The sequence below is a fragment of the Luteimonas sp. TWI382 genome, assembly GCF_039674545.1.
GTDB lineage: Bacteria > Pseudomonadota > Gammaproteobacteria > Xanthomonadales > Xanthomonadaceae > Luteimonas.
Map to the genome: position 1 here is coordinate 22,725 of NZ_JBDJNS010000004.1, position 15,824 is coordinate 38,548.

The 15,824-nt window shown below is 69.6% G+C and carries 15 protein-coding genes and 1 riboswitch; of the genes, 7 read left to right on the forward strand and 8 right to left on the reverse strand.

Annotation, left to right across the window (positions count from 1 at the left end; all coding sequences use genetic code 11):
• Positions 1-155: 155 nt before the first annotated feature.
• Together ABE505_RS03825 and ABE505_RS03830 are read right to left on the reverse strand one after the other, a co-directional pair.
• Positions 156-797, reverse strand: a complete 642-nt coding sequence (locus tag ABE505_RS03825) for a response regulator transcription factor (protein ID WP_337246030.1) — start codon at positions 795-797, stop codon at positions 156-158.
• A 23-nt stretch (positions 798-820) separates the two neighbouring features.
• Complete coding sequence (locus ABE505_RS03830) at positions 821-2,035, reverse strand: histidine kinase (RefSeq protein WP_346444982.1); 1,215 nt, start codon at positions 2,033-2,035, stop codon at positions 821-823.
• Positions 2,036-2,214: 179 nt separating this feature from the next.
• On the opposite strand from ABE505_RS03830, the gene ABE505_RS03835 reads away from it, so the two are divergent.
• The 6 genes from ABE505_RS03835 to ABE505_RS03860 all read left to right on the forward strand — a co-directional run bounded on the left by ABE505_RS03835 (position 2,215) and on the right by ABE505_RS03860 (position 7,334).
• Complete coding sequence (locus tag ABE505_RS03835; RefSeq protein WP_346444984.1) at positions 2,215-2,802, forward strand: GNAT family N-acetyltransferase; 588 nt, start codon at positions 2,215-2,217, stop codon at positions 2,800-2,802.
• Positions 2,802-3,587 (forward strand): septum site-determining protein MinC, encoded by a 786-nt coding sequence (gene minC / locus ABE505_RS03840; RefSeq protein ID WP_346444985.1) that lies wholly within the window; start codon positions 2,802-2,804, stop codon positions 3,585-3,587. The genes ABE505_RS03835 and minC overlap by 1 nt, the downstream gene beginning before the upstream one ends.
• 26 nt (positions 3,588-3,613) lie before the next feature.
• On the forward strand, positions 3,614-4,423 hold the full coding sequence (minD, locus tag ABE505_RS03845; protein ID WP_346444987.1) for a septum site-determining protein MinD: 810 nt from the start codon (positions 3,614-3,616) through the stop codon (positions 4,421-4,423).
• A 2-nt stretch (positions 4,424-4,425) separates the two neighbouring features.
• Positions 4,426-4,689 (forward strand): cell division topological specificity factor MinE, encoded by a 264-nt coding sequence (minE, locus tag ABE505_RS03850; protein ID WP_346444989.1) that lies wholly within the window; start codon positions 4,426-4,428, stop codon positions 4,687-4,689.
• Positions 4,690-4,695: 6 nt separating this feature from the next.
• A complete protein-coding gene (locus tag ABE505_RS03855) occupies positions 4,696-5,223 on the forward strand; it encodes a hypothetical protein (RefSeq protein ID WP_346444991.1) in 528 nt (175 codons plus the stop codon).
• A 110-nt stretch (positions 5,224-5,333) separates the two neighbouring features.
• On the forward strand, positions 5,334-7,334 hold the full coding sequence (locus tag ABE505_RS03860; RefSeq protein WP_346444993.1) for a M2 family metallopeptidase: 2,001 nt from the start codon (positions 5,334-5,336) through the stop codon (positions 7,332-7,334).
• A gap of 220 nt (positions 7,335-7,554) precedes the next feature.
• On the opposite strand, the gene ABE505_RS03865 is transcribed toward ABE505_RS03860, so the two are convergent.
• Positions 7,555-8,811: a multidrug effflux MFS transporter gene (locus tag ABE505_RS03865; RefSeq protein ID WP_346444995.1), complete on the reverse strand. Its 1,257-nt coding sequence runs from the start codon at positions 8,809-8,811 to the stop codon at positions 7,555-7,557.
• A 329-nt stretch (positions 8,812-9,140) separates the two neighbouring features.
• Positions 9,141-9,236: riboswitch (glycine riboswitch) on the forward strand.
• Positions 9,237-9,329: 93 nt separating this feature from the next.
• Between ABE505_RS03865 and gcvP the strand changes: the two genes are divergently transcribed.
• The gene (gene gcvP / locus ABE505_RS03870; RefSeq protein WP_346444996.1) at positions 9,330-12,260 is read left to right on the forward strand and encodes an aminomethyl-transferring glycine dehydrogenase; all 2,931 of its coding nucleotides are present in this window, start codon (positions 9,330-9,332) and stop codon (positions 12,258-12,260) included.
• 110 nt (positions 12,261-12,370) lie between these two features.
• On the opposite strand, the gene ABE505_RS03875 is transcribed toward gcvP, so the two are convergent.
• Genes ABE505_RS03875 through ABE505_RS03895 form a run of 5 tightly spaced genes read right to left on the reverse strand, consistent with a single transcriptional unit; the run spans position 12,371 to position 15,734 of the window.
• Positions 12,371-12,637 (reverse strand): hypothetical protein, encoded by a 267-nt coding sequence (locus ABE505_RS03875; protein WP_346444998.1) that lies wholly within the window; start codon positions 12,635-12,637, stop codon positions 12,371-12,373.
• Complete coding sequence (locus tag ABE505_RS03880) at positions 12,627-13,355, reverse strand: glycosyltransferase family 2 protein (protein ID WP_346445000.1); 729 nt, start codon at positions 13,353-13,355, stop codon at positions 12,627-12,629. The genes ABE505_RS03875 and ABE505_RS03880 overlap by 11 nt, the downstream gene beginning before the upstream one ends.
• Positions 13,352-13,957 (reverse strand): class I SAM-dependent methyltransferase, encoded by a 606-nt coding sequence (locus ABE505_RS03885; RefSeq protein ID WP_346445002.1) that lies wholly within the window; start codon positions 13,955-13,957, stop codon positions 13,352-13,354. Before ABE505_RS03885 ends, ABE505_RS03880 begins: the two co-directional genes overlap by 4 nt.
• Entirely contained in the window at positions 13,954-14,730 is a 777-nt protein-coding gene (locus ABE505_RS03890) for a PIG-L family deacetylase (RefSeq protein WP_346445004.1), read from the reverse strand. Before ABE505_RS03890 ends, ABE505_RS03885 begins: the two co-directional genes overlap by 4 nt.
• Positions 14,718-15,734 (reverse strand): acyl-CoA dehydrogenase, encoded by a 1,017-nt coding sequence (locus ABE505_RS03895; RefSeq protein ID WP_346445005.1) that lies wholly within the window; start codon positions 15,732-15,734, stop codon positions 14,718-14,720. The genes ABE505_RS03890 and ABE505_RS03895 overlap by 13 nt, the downstream gene beginning before the upstream one ends.
• Between the last annotated feature and the right edge of the window lie 90 nt (positions 15,735-15,824).

Below are 15,824 nucleotides of genomic sequence, written 5' to 3' on the forward strand. Positions count from 1 at the left end.
GCGAGTGAATCGACGGTCGTAAGCGCGGCTTCGCGCCGGGCTCGGCAGCTGCCATGCGCGGCGCGGCAGGCAGCGCACGACACCGGTGTCGTCCAGGCGCCGCCGGGCCGGCGTTTGACGCCCCACGCCGCCGGCGTGATGGCCCCCGCCTCCGCTCAGACCAGTTGCAGCTCGAAGGCCTTGAGCACGGCCCGGGTGCGGTCGCGCACGCCCAGCTTGGACAGAATGTTGGACACGTGATTCTTGATCGTGCCCTCGGCCACGCCCAGCGAGTTGGCGATCTCCTTGTTGGAGAAGCCGCCGGCCATCAGCCGCAGGATCTCGGTCTCCCGGTCGGTCAGCGGATCGGGCCGGTCGAGGCTGACGAACTCGTTGCGCATCTGCTCCAGGCCGGTCAGCAGGCGCTGGGTCACGGCCGGCTGCACCAGCGAACCACCGTCGGCGACCGTGCGGATCGCACCGACCAGTTGCTCGAGCGACACGTCCTTGAGCAGGTAGCCCTTGGCGCCGGCCTTCAGGCCGGCCAGTACCAGTTGGTCGTCATCGAAGGTGGTCAGGATGATCGTCGGCGGCAGCGCGTCGGCGCGCGCCAGCGACTGCAGCGCCTCGAGTCCGGACATCGCCGGCATGCGCATGTCCATCAGCACCACGTCGGGTTTGAGGCCGGGGATCAGGTCGACCGCCTGGCGGCCATCGGCGGCCTCGCCGACGACCTCGATGCCGCCGTCGAGCGCGAGCAGCGAGCGGATGCCCTGGCGGACTAGGGTCTGGTCGTCGACCAGGCAGACTCGGATCATGGGGCCTCCCAACGGATGCGGGCTCACGGCGGCGGGGCCGCAGCCGTGCGGGGTGCAGCATCGCGCAGGCGGGCGTCGTCCGCCAGCGGCAATTCCAGGTGCAGCACGAAGCCGCTGCCCGGCGCGGTCTCGACCTGCAGGGCGCCCCCATAGGCGGCCAGCCGCTCGCGCATGCCGGTCAGGCCGTTGCCGGCGCGGGCGACGTCGGCGCCGCGGCCGTCGTCGCGGGCATCGAGCCGGATCGCGCCGGCGTCCTGCACGTAGCGCAGGCGCAGCAGACTGGCGCCCGAATGGCGCACGGCATTGGTGATGATCTCCTGGGTGCAGCGCAGCAGCACGTGCGCGCGCTCAGGATCGTCGACCAGGAACTGTTGCGGCATCTGCATGTCGATCCGCAGGCTCGGCACGTTCTCGGCCAGCGGCAGCAGCGTGGCGCGCATGTCGATGGCATCGTCGTCGCGCAGTTGGCTGACCGCCTCGCGCACGTCGCTGAGCAGTAGCTTGGCCAGCGTCTGCGCCTGGCCGACGTGTTCCTGCGCCTGGCCGCTGGCCAGATGGCTGGCGATCTCCAGGTTCAGGCTCAGCGCCGTCAGGTGGTGGCCCAGCAGATCGTGCAGCTCGCGCGAGATGCGTGTGCGCTCGTTGACGCGCACGCTCTCGGCGAGCAGCGCACGGGTCGCGCGCAGCTCGGCGTTGAGCCGGCGCTGCTCCTCCCGGGCCTGCGCCTGTTGCCGCGCGACCAGGCCGGTCACGAACGCAAAGCCGGTGAAGCCCACGTACAGCGCGGCCTGCAGCACCGCCTCGGCCCAGGTGAAGTCGAAGCCGCGCACATAGACCGGCACGATCACGAACTCGCAGGCCACCAGCAGCGCCACCCCGACCCACAGCGGCAACAGCCACGGCAGCACGCAGGCGACGACCATCAGCAGGATGCTGCCCAGGCCACTCTGGCTGTAGTAGCTGATCGCGATCGCACTGCCGGCCAGCACCAGCACCAGCAGCCGATCGAAGACGCCGATGCGGCGCTCGCCCAGGCCGCGCGTGAGCCAGGCGTAGCTGGTGCCAAAGACCGCCCAGGCCAGCCAGGAGCGCCAACTGTCGAGCCAGAGCCGCGACCCGCCCTCGACCAGTTGGTCGGCCGGCGCCAGCGACAGCATCAGCAACGGCAGGCCGATCACCGCCCAGGTGAACAGGCCGGCGACGCGCAGCAGGCGGTTGTGGTTCAGGGCACGGATCATGCGCCATGGTAGGCGCGCACCGGACCTCGCGCAGAGGGCCTGAAGTCATGCCGGCGCCCGTGCCATGCCTCGCCCACGCGCAGCGGGCATGCAATAATCCGCCCTTGCGACGCATTGCGGCCAAAATTGCCGTCTGCGGTCGATTCGTGTGTCTGTCGTCGTCTCACATGGAGTCTGGAATGTCGATCGTCGTCCGCGACGTGCATGCGCACGAGCTGGATTCCATCCTCGAACTCAACAATGCCGCTGGCCCGTCGATCCTGCCGCTGGATGCCGCCCGCCTCCGCCGTCTGCACGACACCGCCGAGTACTTCCGCGTCGCCGAGCGCGACGAGGCCATGGTGGGCTTTCTGATCGGCTTCGGCTCGGGCAGCGGCCACGACAGCAGCAACTACGCCTGGTTCGGCGCGCACTATCCCGAATTCTTCTACATCGACCGCATCGTGGTCGCCAGCCGCCGCCGCGGCGGCGGCGTCGGGCGGGCGTTCTATGCCGACGTGCAGAGCTACGCCGAGGTCCGCTATCCGCTGTTGACCTGCGAGGTGTTCGTCGAGCACGACAACGATCCGGTCCGTCTGTTCCACGGCGGTTTCGGCTTCCGCGAGGTCGGCCAGCACGTCATGCCCGGCACCGATCTGCGTGCCTCGATGCTGGTCAAGGACATGTGCAGCTACCCGTGGGTGCGCGACACCTACGGTGGCCGGCTGCCCGACACCGCCTGGCTCAGGCCCAGGCAGTTACCCGCCCGCGCAGGGGCGGCAGCCTGATGGCCGGCCAGCCCGCGCCCGCGCCGGCAGCCGATTTCGAACCGGCCGGCGAACTGAAGATCGGCCAGGTCGGCATCGCCAACCTGCGCATCCGCACGCTCGACGTCGCCCGGCTGGGCGAGGAGATGCGCAGCCGCGTGACCCGCGCGCCCAAGCTGTTCGAGCGGGCGGCGGTGATCCTCGACTTCGGCGGCCTGCCCGCGACCCCGGACCCGGCGACCGCACAGGCACTGATCGACGCGCTGCGCGAGGCCGGCGCGCTGCCGGTCGCACTGGCCTGGGGCAGCAGCGACAACGCCCTGCTCGCGCAGGCGCTCGGCCTGCCGCTGCTGTCGAAGTTCCGCGCCCAGTACGAGAACGCGGACACAGCTGCCGTGCCCGCCCCGGCGCCTGCGCGCGCAGCGCCCGCCCCTGCGGCGCCGGCGCCTGCGCCTGCACCGCCCCAGGCGGCCGCCGAACCGGGCCTGATGCAGACCTCGGCGGTGCGCTCGGGCCAGCAGGTCTACGCCCGCAACCGCGACCTGACGGTGATGTCGCAGGTCGGTGCCGGCGCCGAGGTCATCGCCGACGGTTCGATCCACATCTACGGCCCGCTGCGCGGTCGCGCACTGGCCGGCGCCCAGGGCAACCGCAATGCCCGCATCTTCTGCCGCAGCTTCCATGCCGAACTGGTGGCCGTGGCGGGGCAGTACAAGGTGCTGGAAGATATCCCACGAGAACTCCACGGCAAGGCCGTCCAGGTCTGGCTGGAGCATGAAGAACTGAAGATCGCCGCACTCGAGTGACGGCGGCACACCCCAGGAGACGTGTTTTGGCTGAAATCATCGTAGTCACATCGGGCAAGGGCGGGGTCGGCAAGACCACCACCAGCGCCAGCATCGCCAGCGGCCTGGCCCGGCAGGGCAAGCGCACCGCGGTCGTCGACTTCGACGTCGGCCTGCGCAATCTCGACCTGATCATGGGCTGCGAGCGCCGCGTGGTGTACGACCTGGTCAACGTCGTCCAGGGCGAGGCCTCGCTCAAGCAGGCGATGATCAAGGACAAGCGTTTCGACAACCTCTATGTGCTCGCCGCCTCGCAGACCCGCGACAAGGACGCGCTGACCAAAGAGGGCGTGGAACGGGTGCTCAAGGAGCTCGCCGACGACGGCTTCGACTTCGTGATCTGCGACTCGCCGGCCGGCATCGAGAAAGGCGCCTTCCTCGCGATGTACTTCGCTGACCGCGCGATCGTGGTGGTCAACCCCGAGGTCTCCTCGGTGCGCGACTCCGATCGCGTCATCGGCCTGCTCCAGTCCAAGACCCGGCGCGCCGAGTCGGGCGAGCGCGTGCAGGAACACCTGCTGCTCACCCGCTACAGCCCGGTCCGGGTGGAAAGCGGCGAGATGCTGTCGATCGCCGACGTCGAAGAGGTGCTGGGGCTCAAGACCATCGGGGTGATCCCCGAATCGGGCGACGTGCTCAACGCGTCCAACAAGGGCGAGCCGGTGATCCTCGATGCTCAGTCGATTGCCGGCCAGGCCTACGACGACGCGGTCGCGCGACTGCTCGGCCAGGAGCGCCCGCTGCGCTTCACCACCACGGAGAAGAAGGGCTTCTTCAGCAAGCTGTTCGGAGGTTGATGATGGCCCTGTTCGATTTCCTCAAGCCCAAGAAGAACACTGCGACGATCGCCAAGGATCGCCTGCGGATCATCGTCGCCCAGGAGCGGACCAACCGCGACGCCCCCGACTATCTGCCACTGCTGCAGCGCGAGTTGCTCGAGGTGATCCGCAAGTACGTCAGCATCGACGTCGAGGCGGTCAAGGTGGACCTGGTCAAGGACGGCGACAACGACGTGCTCGACATCTCGGTCGCCCTGCCCGACGAGCGCATCACGCCGGCCTGAGCCGACATGCCCTCGCCCTCAGTCGGCTCGGCGACGTCCACTGCGGCGCCGCACGCCGCCGCCGAGCCCGTGCTGCGTCTGGCCGACATCGGCTTCGAGGCCCCGACCGCCCTGTTGCGGGGCTATGGGCTGCGGCTGCATCGCATCGCCCCGGGGCTGCCGATTCCCGGCAGCTACTGGGGCGAGAGCGAGGCGGGCATCATCGGCTGCGACGTGCATGCGCGCGACGACACGCCGGTGCACTCGTTGTTGCACGAGGCCTGCCACTTGATCGTGCTGCCGTCCGAGCGCCGCGCGACGGTGCATACCGACGCCACCGATTCGGTCGCGGAGGAGGATGCGGCCTGCTATCTGCAGATCCTGCTCGCCCAGGCGCTGCCCGGCGTCGGCAGCGCACGCTTGATGGCCGATATGGACGCGTGGGGTTACACCTTCCGGCTGGGCTCGGCCCAGGCCTGGTTCGAGCGCGACGCCGAGGATGCGCGCGCGTGGCTGGCCGCACGCGGCCTGTTACCGGCGCCCGTTTCGGGCTGAATAGGCCTGCGGCAACGCCGCCACACCGCGTTGCCGGCCGTGCCGCCTGACTTGCGGCCCCGCAACCGGCGCACTAGCCTCCCGGTTCCTTCTGTACACCGGATGCCGTCGTGACCCATCGCCATGCCCTGCTCGCCCTCGCGGTCGCCGCGAGCCTGACGCTCGCCGGCTGTAACCGCTCCCCCTCGCCCGAGGCCACGACGCCGGCTGCATCCACAGCGCCCGAGGGCGAGACGGCCGACCAGTTCATCGCACGCGTGAACGACGAGATGCGCACGCTGATGCCGGAACTGACCGCCTCACAGTGGCTGTCGGCGACCTACATCAACGACGACAGCCAACTGCTGGCGGCCAAGTACAACGAGCGCTACCTCGCCCAACTCAACAGCTGGATCGAGCAGTCGCGCAAGTTCGAAGGCCAGCAGATGTCGCCCGAGACCGCACGCGCCATCAACCTGCTCAAACTCGGCGCTTCGATGCCGCCGCCGCGCAATCCCGAACACCTTGCGGAGCTGACCAAGATCGCCTCGAAGATGGAAGGCACCTACGGCGCCGGCCAGTACTGCACCGGCGAAGGCGAGGCGCGCAGCTGCCGCCAGCTCGGCCAGCTCGAGGACGTGCTGCGCAACAGCCGCGACTACGATGCGCAGCTCGACGCCTGGCAGGGCTGGCACACGATCGCCCAGCCGATGCGCGGCGACTACACGCGCTTCGTCGAACTGGTCAACGAAGGCGCGCGCGACCTGGGCTTCGCCGATGCCGGCGAGGCCTGGCGCTCGGGTTACGACATGCCGCCGGCCGAACTGGCCGCCGAGACCGACCGCCTCTGGGGCCAGGTCAAGCCGCTGTACGAACAGCTGCACTGCTACGCGCGCGGCCGGCTGGAAGCCCGGTATCCGGGTCGCGGCACGGTCGACGGCGGCCTGCTGCCGGCACACCTGCTGGGCAATATGTGGCAACAGGACTGGGGCAACCTCTGGGACGTGCTGCAGCCCTACCCCGACGCCGGCGATCTCGACATCACCGGTGCGCTGGAGAAGAACTACCAGGCGCTGCTCAACGAGCGGATGGTCAAGGAGAACGCGCTGATCGATTCCGACCGCCGCGCCGACATCGCGCACGCCGCCCAGGTCGACAACGCCAAGCGCATGAACGAGCGCGCGCAGGACTTCTACGTCTCGCTCGGCATGCCCAAGCTGCCCGACAGCTACTGGGCCAAGACGCAGTTCATCAAGCCGCGCGACCGCGACGTGGTCTGCCATGCCAGCGCCTGGGACATGGGCGGCAAGATCGACGGCCAGCCGGACGTGCGCACCAAGATGTGCACCAAGCCGAACGAGGAAGACTTCACGACGATCTACCACGAGCTCGGTCACGTCTACTACTACCTCGCCTACAACGGCCGCCCGCCGCTGTTCCAGAGCGGTGCGCACGACGGCTTCCACGAAGCGATCGGCGACACGATCGTGCTGGCGATGACGCCCAAGTACCTGCAGTCGATCGGTCTGGTCGGCGAACAGCGGCAGTCGCAGGAATCGCTGGTCAACTCGCAGATGCGCATGGCGCTGGCGAAGGTGTCGTTCCTGCCGTTCGGGCTGATGATCGACCGTTGGCGCTGGGGCGTGTTCGACGGCTCGATCACGCCCGACAACTACAACGCCGCATGGTGGTCGCTCAAGGCGCAGTATCAGGGCGTGGCACCGGCGACGCCGCGCGGCGAGGACTTCTTCGATGCCGGCGCCAAGTACCACGTGCCGGGCAACACGCCCTACACGCGCTACTTCCTCTCGCACGTGCTGCAGTTCCAGTTCTACAAGGCGCTGTGCGATGCATCGGGGCACACCGGCCCGCTGTACGAGTGCAGCTTCTACGGCAACAAGGCGGCCGGCGAGAAGTTCTGGGCCATGCTCGAAAAGGGCAACAGCCAGCCCTGGCAGCAGACGCTCAAGGAACTGACCGGCGGCGAGACGATGGACGCAGCGCCCGTGCTTGAATACTTCGCGCCGCTGCAGACCTGGCTCGAGCAGCAGAACGAAGGCCGCAGCTGCGGCTGGAGCGCACCGGCGGCCGCGCAGTCCCCTGCTCCGGTCGCGACGCCTGCACGGAGCTGAGCGACCTGCGAAGTACCGCGGCCTGTCTGCGGGATGCGCGCTCCAGTTCGGACAGGCCAGCCCGCCGACCAGTCGCCGCGCCTCCCTCAGTCGGGCCGCTTCGCGGTCCGGCCACAAGTCCTCGGATCTGGCCCCGGCCACCAACGGACCGGATCAAAACGGGGGTCAGTGCGCAATTTCGCCCCGCTAATTTGCACACGCACCCCGGTTTTGATCCCTGCTACAGCGGTTCGGTCGGCGGCATCGGGGCAACCTCGCGCGCGGGGGTTGAAGGCGGTGCGCCACGCGCCAGCTCGGCGCGCCAGAACAGCCAGCCGACGCACATGAAACCCGCCGAGGTCAGCGCGAGCACGCGCGGATGATGGCTGACCAGCGGTGAGAGCACACCCGCAGCGATCGCATTGAGGACCAGGACGACGAACGCCTGCATCGACGACGCCGACCCGCGCTGGCGGGGATACATGTCCAGCACCGCGAGCGCCAGGATCGGAGACACCAGCGCGATGCCGAAGGAATTGAGCATGATCGGCAGCATCGCCCACGGCACCGCAGGCTGGTCGACCAGCAGGTTGTAGCCGAGATTGGCGACCATCGCCACGCCACTGCACGCAAAGCCGATGTTCGCCAGCCGCGGGCCGCTGATCCGTCCTGCGGCCCGGCCCGACAGCCAGGCACCGAGCATCATGCCGGTGATCATCGGGATGAAGAACCAGCCGAACTGGCGCTCGTTGAGGCGCAGCACGTCGACCACGAACACCGGCGTCGAAGCGATGTACAGGAACAGCGCCGAGAAATTGAACGCGCCCGCCCCAGCGATGCGCTGGAACCTGCGGTTGGCGACAATCGCTGCATAGCCGCGCAACAGGCGGAGCGGCGCCGGTGAGATCCGCGCCGACGCTGGATGGGTCTCCGGCAGCCTCAGCCAGCACACCACCAGCAGAAACAGCGAGAACGCGACCAGGAACCAGAAGATCAGCGGCCAGCGTCCCCAGCCGAGCAGCCAGCCGCCGATCACAGGGGCGATCGCCGGGGCGATGGCGAAGATCATCGACACCTGGCTCATCAGCCGCTGCGCATCGTCGCCATGCAGCACGTCGCGGATCACTGCGCGCCCGACGATCAGACCCACGCCCGCCGACAGCCCCTGCAACGCACGGAACGCCAGCAGCGCGCCGAGACTGGTCGACAGTGCGCAACCGATCGAGGCGACCACGAACACCGCCAATCCGCCCAGGATCACCCGCCGCCGCCCGAGTGCGTCCGACAGCGGTCCGTGCACGACGCTCATCAGCGCGTAGGCCACCAGGTACACCGAGATGGTCTGCTGCATCGCGGTCGCATCCGCGCCCAGGTCCGCACCGATCGCCGGGAACGCCGGGAAGATGGTGTCGATCGAGAACGGGCCGAACATCGCCAGCCCGGCCAGCAGCAGGGTCAACAGGCGAATCGGGACTTGCGGGGACGTAGACGAGGTCATGGCCATCGTCGGCGGCCCCCGGATGGGCAAACGCACATAGGTGGGAGGTTCGAGAACGGCCGCGCAGCATAGCAACGCGCCCCCGGTCGTCGGGCCGGACGCAGCGTTCCCGGCAAGACCCTCGGCCGCTTAGCAGCGACACGGGCGTGCGGCCAGGCCAGCCGGACCTGGCCGAAGCCCGAGCATCGATCCCCCGCGCGATGCTGGCCAAGGCGGCGGCGCGCGGTCACGGTATAATCGGCGCGCAGCAACCAACCGGTGGGAGAAGCGGGTCCGCCCCGCTGCCGAAGGCGCAACGCCCGTAATCGCTCAGGCCCACGTACTGCCGGCGGGAAAACTCTGGAGAGACCGGTTCGATCCGGCGCCGAAGGTGCATGGGGACGCGTCACCCCCGAACTCTCAGGCAAAAGGACAGAGGGGCACGAGGAAGGCCGGCGCCTTCCGTCGCCGCATGCCGTCCCGGGCGCGGCGCGGCATCCGTCGGCCCGCCGCCCCTGCCGCCCTACCGGATGCCCGCCATGACCGCATCGCCTCTGCGCGACCTCGAACACCCCTCGGCTTTCGTCGAGCGCCACATCGGCCCGAACGACGCCGAGATCGCCCATATGCTCGAGGTCGTCGGCCACGCCTCGCTCGACGCGATGACCGATGCCATCGTCCCGGGCAGCATCAAGTCGGCCGCCGAACTGGCGCTGCCGACCGCGACGACCGAGGTCGAGGCGCTGGCGAAGATCCGCGCCGTGGCGAAGAAGAACACCGTGCTGCGCAGCGTCATCGGCCAGGGCTACTACGGCACCCACACGCCGAACGTGATCCTGCGCAACATCCTCGAGAACCCGGCCTGGTACACCGCCTACACGCCGTACCAGGCGGAGATCTCGCAGGGCCGCATGGAAGCCTTGATCAACTTCCAGACCATGGTCGCCGACCTGACCGGCATGGATATCGCCAATGCCTCGCTGCTCGACGAGGCGACCGCCGCGGCCGAGGCGATGACCCTGGCCAAGCGCTCGGCCAAATCGAAGTCGAATGTGTTCTACGTGGCCGACGACGTGCATCCGCAGACGCTCGACGTGCTGCGCACGCGCGCAGCGGGCCTGGACATCGAACTCGAGGTCGGCCCTGCCGACGCTGCAGCCCAGTCCGACAGCTACGGCGTGCTGCTGCAGTACCCCAACACCTTCGGCCGCATCGACGACCACCGCGCGGTCGCCGCCGCGGTGCATGCGCGCGGCGGCATCGTTGCCGTCGCGGCCGACCTGCTGGCGCTGACGCTGATCGAGGCGCCCGGCGCCTGGGGCGCGGACATCGTCGTCGGGAGCGCGCAGCGCTTCGGCGTGCCGTTCGGCTTCGGCGGCCCGCATGCCGGCTACATGGCCTGCCGCGACGCATACAAGCGTTCGATGCCCGGCCGCCTGATCGGCGTGTCGGTCGATGCCGCCGGCAACCCCGCCTACCGGCTGACGCTGCAGACCCGCGAGCAGCACATCCGCCGCGAGAAAGCGACCTCCAACATCTGTACCGCCCAGGTGCTGCTGGCGGTCATGGCCTCGATGTACGCCGTCTACCACGGCCCGGAAGGCCTGACCCGCATCGCCCGCCGTACCCATCGGTTGACCGCGATCCTGGCCGCCGCGCTGCGCCAGGCCGGCGTCTCGGTCGGCGACGCGTTCTTCGACACGCTGCACGTGACCGGCGTCGACGCCGACGCGCTGCACGCCAAGGCGCGCGCGGCCGGCTTCAACCTGCGGGCGATCGATGCCGCGTCGGTCGGCATCAGCCTCGACGAGACCACCACGCGTGACGACGTCGTCGCCCTGGCCAAGGTGTTCGGCACCGACGCCGACATCGACGTGCTCGACACGGCGACCGCCGACGCGCTGCCGCAGGCGCTGCGCCGCAACTCGGGCTTCCTGCAGCATCCGGTATTCAACACCCATCACAGCGAACACGAGCTGCTGCGCTACATGCGCACGCTGGCCGACCGCGACCTGGCGATGGACCGCACGATGATCCCGCTGGGCTCGTGCACGATGAAGCTCAACGCCACCGCCGAGATGATTCCGGTCACCTGGCCCGAGTTCGCTAACATCCATCCGCTGGCCCCGGCCGATCAGACCGCCGGCTACACCGAGCTGATCGACGGCCTGGAAGCGATGCTGGTGGAGATCACCGGCTACGACGCCGTCAGCTTCCAGCCCAACTCCGGCGCGCAGGGCGAGTTCGCCGGCCTGCTGGCGATCCGCGCCTACCAGCGCGCGCAGGGCCAGGGCCATCGCGATATCTGCCTGATCCCCGAATCGGCGCATGGCACCAACCCGGCGTCGGCGCAGATGGTCGGCATGACCGTGGTGGTGACCCGCTGCGACAAGGACGGCAACGTCGACATCGACGACATCCGCGCCAAGGCCGAGAAGTATTCCGATCGCCTGGCCGCGATCATGATCACCTACCCGTCCACGCACGGCGTGTTCGAGGAAGACGTGGTCGCGATCTGCGACATCGTCCACCAGCACGGCGGCCAGGTGTACACCGACGGCGCCAACATGAACGCGCTCGTCGGCTTGGCCAAGCCCGGCAAGTGGGGCTCGGACGTGAGCCACCTCAACCTGCACAAGACCTTCTGCATCCCGCACGGCGGCGGCGGGCCGGGCGTGGGCCCGTGCGCGGTGAAGTCGCATCTTGCGCCCTATCTGCCCGCCGCAACCCCGCTTCCCCCGCTCGCGGGGGAGGGTGCCCGCAGGGCGGATGGGGGCGATGGCGCCACTGGCACGGTCGGCATGGTCTCGGCCGCCACCCACGGCTCGGCCTCGATCCTGCCGATCAGCTGGATGTACATCGCGATGATGGGCGCCGACGGCCTGCGCCGCGCCACCCAGGTCGCCCTGCTCAACGCCAACTACGTCGCCAAGCGTCTGGCGCCGCATTTCCCCACGCTCTACACCGGCCGCAACGGCCTGGTCGCGCACGAGTGCATTCTTGACCTGCGCCCGCTCAAGGACGCGACCGGCATCAGCGCCGAGGACGTGGCCAAGCGCCTGATCGACTTCGGCTTCCATGCACCCACGCTCAGCTTCCCGGTCTCGGGCACGTTGATGGTCGAGCCGACCGAGAGCGAATCGCTGCATGAACTCGATCGGTTCATCGACGCGATGATCCAGATCCGCGACGAGATGCGTGCGATCGAGGACGGCCGCCTGGACCGCGAGGACAATCCGCTCAAGCACGCACCGCACACCGCGATGCAGGTCGCCGCCAGCGAATGGACGCATGCCTATCCGCGCGAGCTGGCCGCGTTCCCGCTCGCGAGCCTGCGCCAGACCAAGTACTGGCCGCCGGTCGCGCGCGTGGACAATGTGCACGGCGACAAGAACGTGTTCTGCAGCTGCATTCCGATCGGCGCCGCCGAAGACGCCCCCGAAGCGTTCAGCGAGCCCGACGTCGCCTGAGCGCGGCCCCGTTGTACCGACGCGATCCCGGGCTCTTTGCCCGGGATCGCCGGATGGACGGACCGCACACTCCCGCCCCGCACATACTGGGGCCGTTCGACATGACGCGCCTACGCGGCCGCGCGTCGCCGTTTGCGCCAGGTCACGACCTGACCGACGATCGCAGTGATCAGGATGCAGACGTTGGTGACGATGAACACCCAGTCGCCGACCAAAGCGCTGTAGGTGACGAAGCCCGTCGAGGCCGCGATCTGGCCGAGGAACAGCCATTTCGATACCCCACGCGCGCTGTCGTCGCGCAACTGCGTGGCGATCTGCCGCGCCAGTGTGGCCAGCAGGATCACCGAGGCCGCCCAGCCGATCAGTTCAGGGCCCATGCGCCACCGGGAGCGGATCGACCGGGTGCCGTTCGCCGCTGCCGCCCAGGACTGTTGCCGACTGGACGCGCGCCTCGAGCGCGCGCAGGTAGTCGCCGAACCCCTGCCGCGCGCGCGGGCTGCGGCGCGCACTGGTGAGCACGATCGGCGCCGCGCAGCGCGCGATCTGCGCACCGCAGGCGACCAAGGCATCGACCAGCGCAACATCCTCGTGGGCGGCGATCGCCGGGAATCCGCCGCAGCGCAGATAGATCTCGGCGGCCAGTCCCAGATTGGCGCCATGGACATGCAGATGGCCGTCGCGCCGTGGATGTCGATGCTCGTGCGCAGTGCGGACGTCGCATGCGTAGTCGAGCCAGTCGTCGACGGCCACCATGCCGCAGAACGCATCGCCCCCACAGGCCAGTTGGCTCGACAGCCAGTCGGGCGGGACCACGGAGTCTGCGTCGGTACTCGCGAGCCAGCGCGCACCGGTGGCGATCGCGGCGCGCATCCCGGCATCGCGGGCGCTGCCGACATTGCCGCCGCAGACCACGAGCCCGGTCGCACCGTGCGCCGCGGCGATCTCGGCACTGCGGTCGCTGCAGCGATCGAGGGCCACGACCACGTGGACCGTCTCGCCTCCAAGCCGAGGATCGGCGGCAGCCATGCGTACCGATGCCAGACATCGGCCGAGCAAGACCTCCTCGTTGTGGGCCGGCACCACCACGCCGATCATCGCAATGCCTCGCGTTGCGCGACCGAGTGCGGCGAGGCCGACCAGCCTTCGAGCAGAAGGTCGGCATCCTCGTAGCGGATCGTCGGCGCACCCAGCGCCTGCGCGATGACGTCATGGACCTGGCGGCCGGTTTGGGGCGCTTCGTCGAACGGGTGCAGCCAATGACAGGCAACGAACGTCCCCGCATCGCGCAGGCTCGTCGGCAGTCGCGCCAACAACCCGTCGAGCGTGTCGGGCGCCAGGTAATAGCCGACCTCGCTGAGCACGATCAGATCGAACGTGCCCTGTGGCCACTGCTGCGGATGGCGCATGGCCTCCACGTGCACGTCGATGCAGGTCGCGGTGCGCGCGCGCGCCAGTTGGACTGCGCGTGGATCGAGATCGGTCGCGAGCAAGCTGCGGCATCGATCCGCGAGCACGGCGGTCAGTTCTCCGTTGGAGCAGCCGATCTCCCAACCGGCGTCATAGGCAGCTGCCGGCAGGCTGGCCAGCAGCAGCGCGCGTTTGCGCGCCTCGTACCAGCGGTGCCGGTAGCCGAATGGATCGTCGTCGGCATACAGCGCGCGGAAATAGTCCGGCGATGTCGAGGCAACAGCCGTCATGGCAGCAGGACCTCGAAGTCGCGCGAGAAGCGCGCAATCACGTGCGGCGGCAGGATCGGCGCCGGATGCCCACCCGTGCGCTGCGAAACGAAGCAGTCCAGGGCGCGGGCCTTCCTGGCGACGGCCTGCGCCGACAGTCGGATCGCGCGCGCATCGGCGAACGGCGGTGTCGCCGCGGTCGGATCCAGCCAGTGCCAGCCCCAGACGGGAAACTCCTGCACGGTCGCACCGATGCGATGCGCAGCGGTGGCCGTGGCACGCGCGGTCGCCTCGTGGTCGGGATGGCCGTCGTGCCGCCAGGTGGTCAGCACCCGATCGCCGGCGCGCAATTGCGTGGCAATCCGCTCGGCCAGCGCCGATTCGCCTGCACCGACCCGGCCGTCGCCCAGCGCCAGTGTCGCGACAGTTGCCGGGGCACCGCTGCCGCCCAGCATGTCCAGCGCAGCCCGAAGTTCGGCACGCCGCACGGCCCGTGTATGCGCCGGCGGCCACTGCGGGTCGTCCGCGTAACAGGCTTCGCCATCGGTCACCGAGACCACGTGCACTGGCAGTCCGCGCATGCCCGCCTCGACCATCAGGCCGCCGCATCCGAGCACTTCGTCATCGGGATGCGGCGACACCACCACCAGGCGGGCGACACCGGCCAAGCAAGCATCGGCGGTGACGCGCGGCAGCGCCTGCAGCCAGGCGGACGCACGCCAGTCGCCTTCATGCTGGCCGTCGCCGACGATCGTCGGCGCCGCCGGGGCCCGACGTTCGGCTACAGCGTCCACGCTGCCTCCTGGCGTGCCACTGCTTCGCCCAATGCCGTCCAATCGCGTTCGGCATGACTCTGGCGGATGAACGTCGTGAGGTCCGCGCAACGCCGCGCATGGTCGAAGTCCTCGCACAAGGGGCCCGGGCCCAGTGCACGGCCGACACGGTCGACGACCTCGGTTGCCACACGCTCGAGCAAGGAGCGCGCCCGGATCACCGCCGCGGTGTGCGGCGCGGCGGGCGCCGTGTCGATCAGCGCTGCGGTCTCGCGCAGCACCGCGGCCGCGGCCGACAACGCGATGTCCACCGCGCCCAGATGCGCGGCCGCATGCGCATCGCTGCCGATGCGCGGGTGGGTCCGCAGCCGTTCGGCGATCGCGGCGGCCGCGCCGAACCAGCAGGCGGCGATCCCTGCCCCGCCGTGCCAGAAACCCGGCCGCGCCAGATAGGCGCCAGGTGCGCCCACCCGGCTCGCGCGGGCGTCGTCGAAGGCCACGCGCCCACTGTGGACGCGGCCCATGCCCACGGCGTGCCAGCCACTGCGCAGGCGCGCCACGCCGGGCTGGCGCAACTCGACCAGGACCAGGACGCGCTCGTTGTCCTGGTACGCGGTCACCAGTGCGGCATCGACCAGGTCGGCGCCCGAGCACCAGGCCTTGACCCCGTCCAGCCGCCCCTCGGCCCCGTCCTGCGCGACGAACTGCACACGCGCATCCGGCGGCTCGGCGGCCCAGACCGCGAGCAGCCTGTCTGCGGGCGGCGACGCGGCGTCGAGTTCGTCTAGGATCGCCAAGGCATCGTAGTGCGCTTCCATCACCTTGACCACGCACAGGTCGCCGGCGGCGATGTGGGCCAGCGCGCGCCATCGCGCAAGCGTCGCACCCGCGCCCGGATGCGGTAACGCAGGCCGCTGCGCCAGGCAGGCGCGGACGTCGGCATGGAGCGGCGTCGTGGCGGCGACCATGCGGCCGCGTTCGGACACCGGAGGCAGCGACGATTTCGGTATCGCGGACAGGGGCATGGCGTCGGTTCCCGGGAAAGAGGCGACGGGCGCGACCCGCGGCGACACGAGCGGCGTGGTGCGCGCTGCCGGACGCCGCGCACGCCGTGC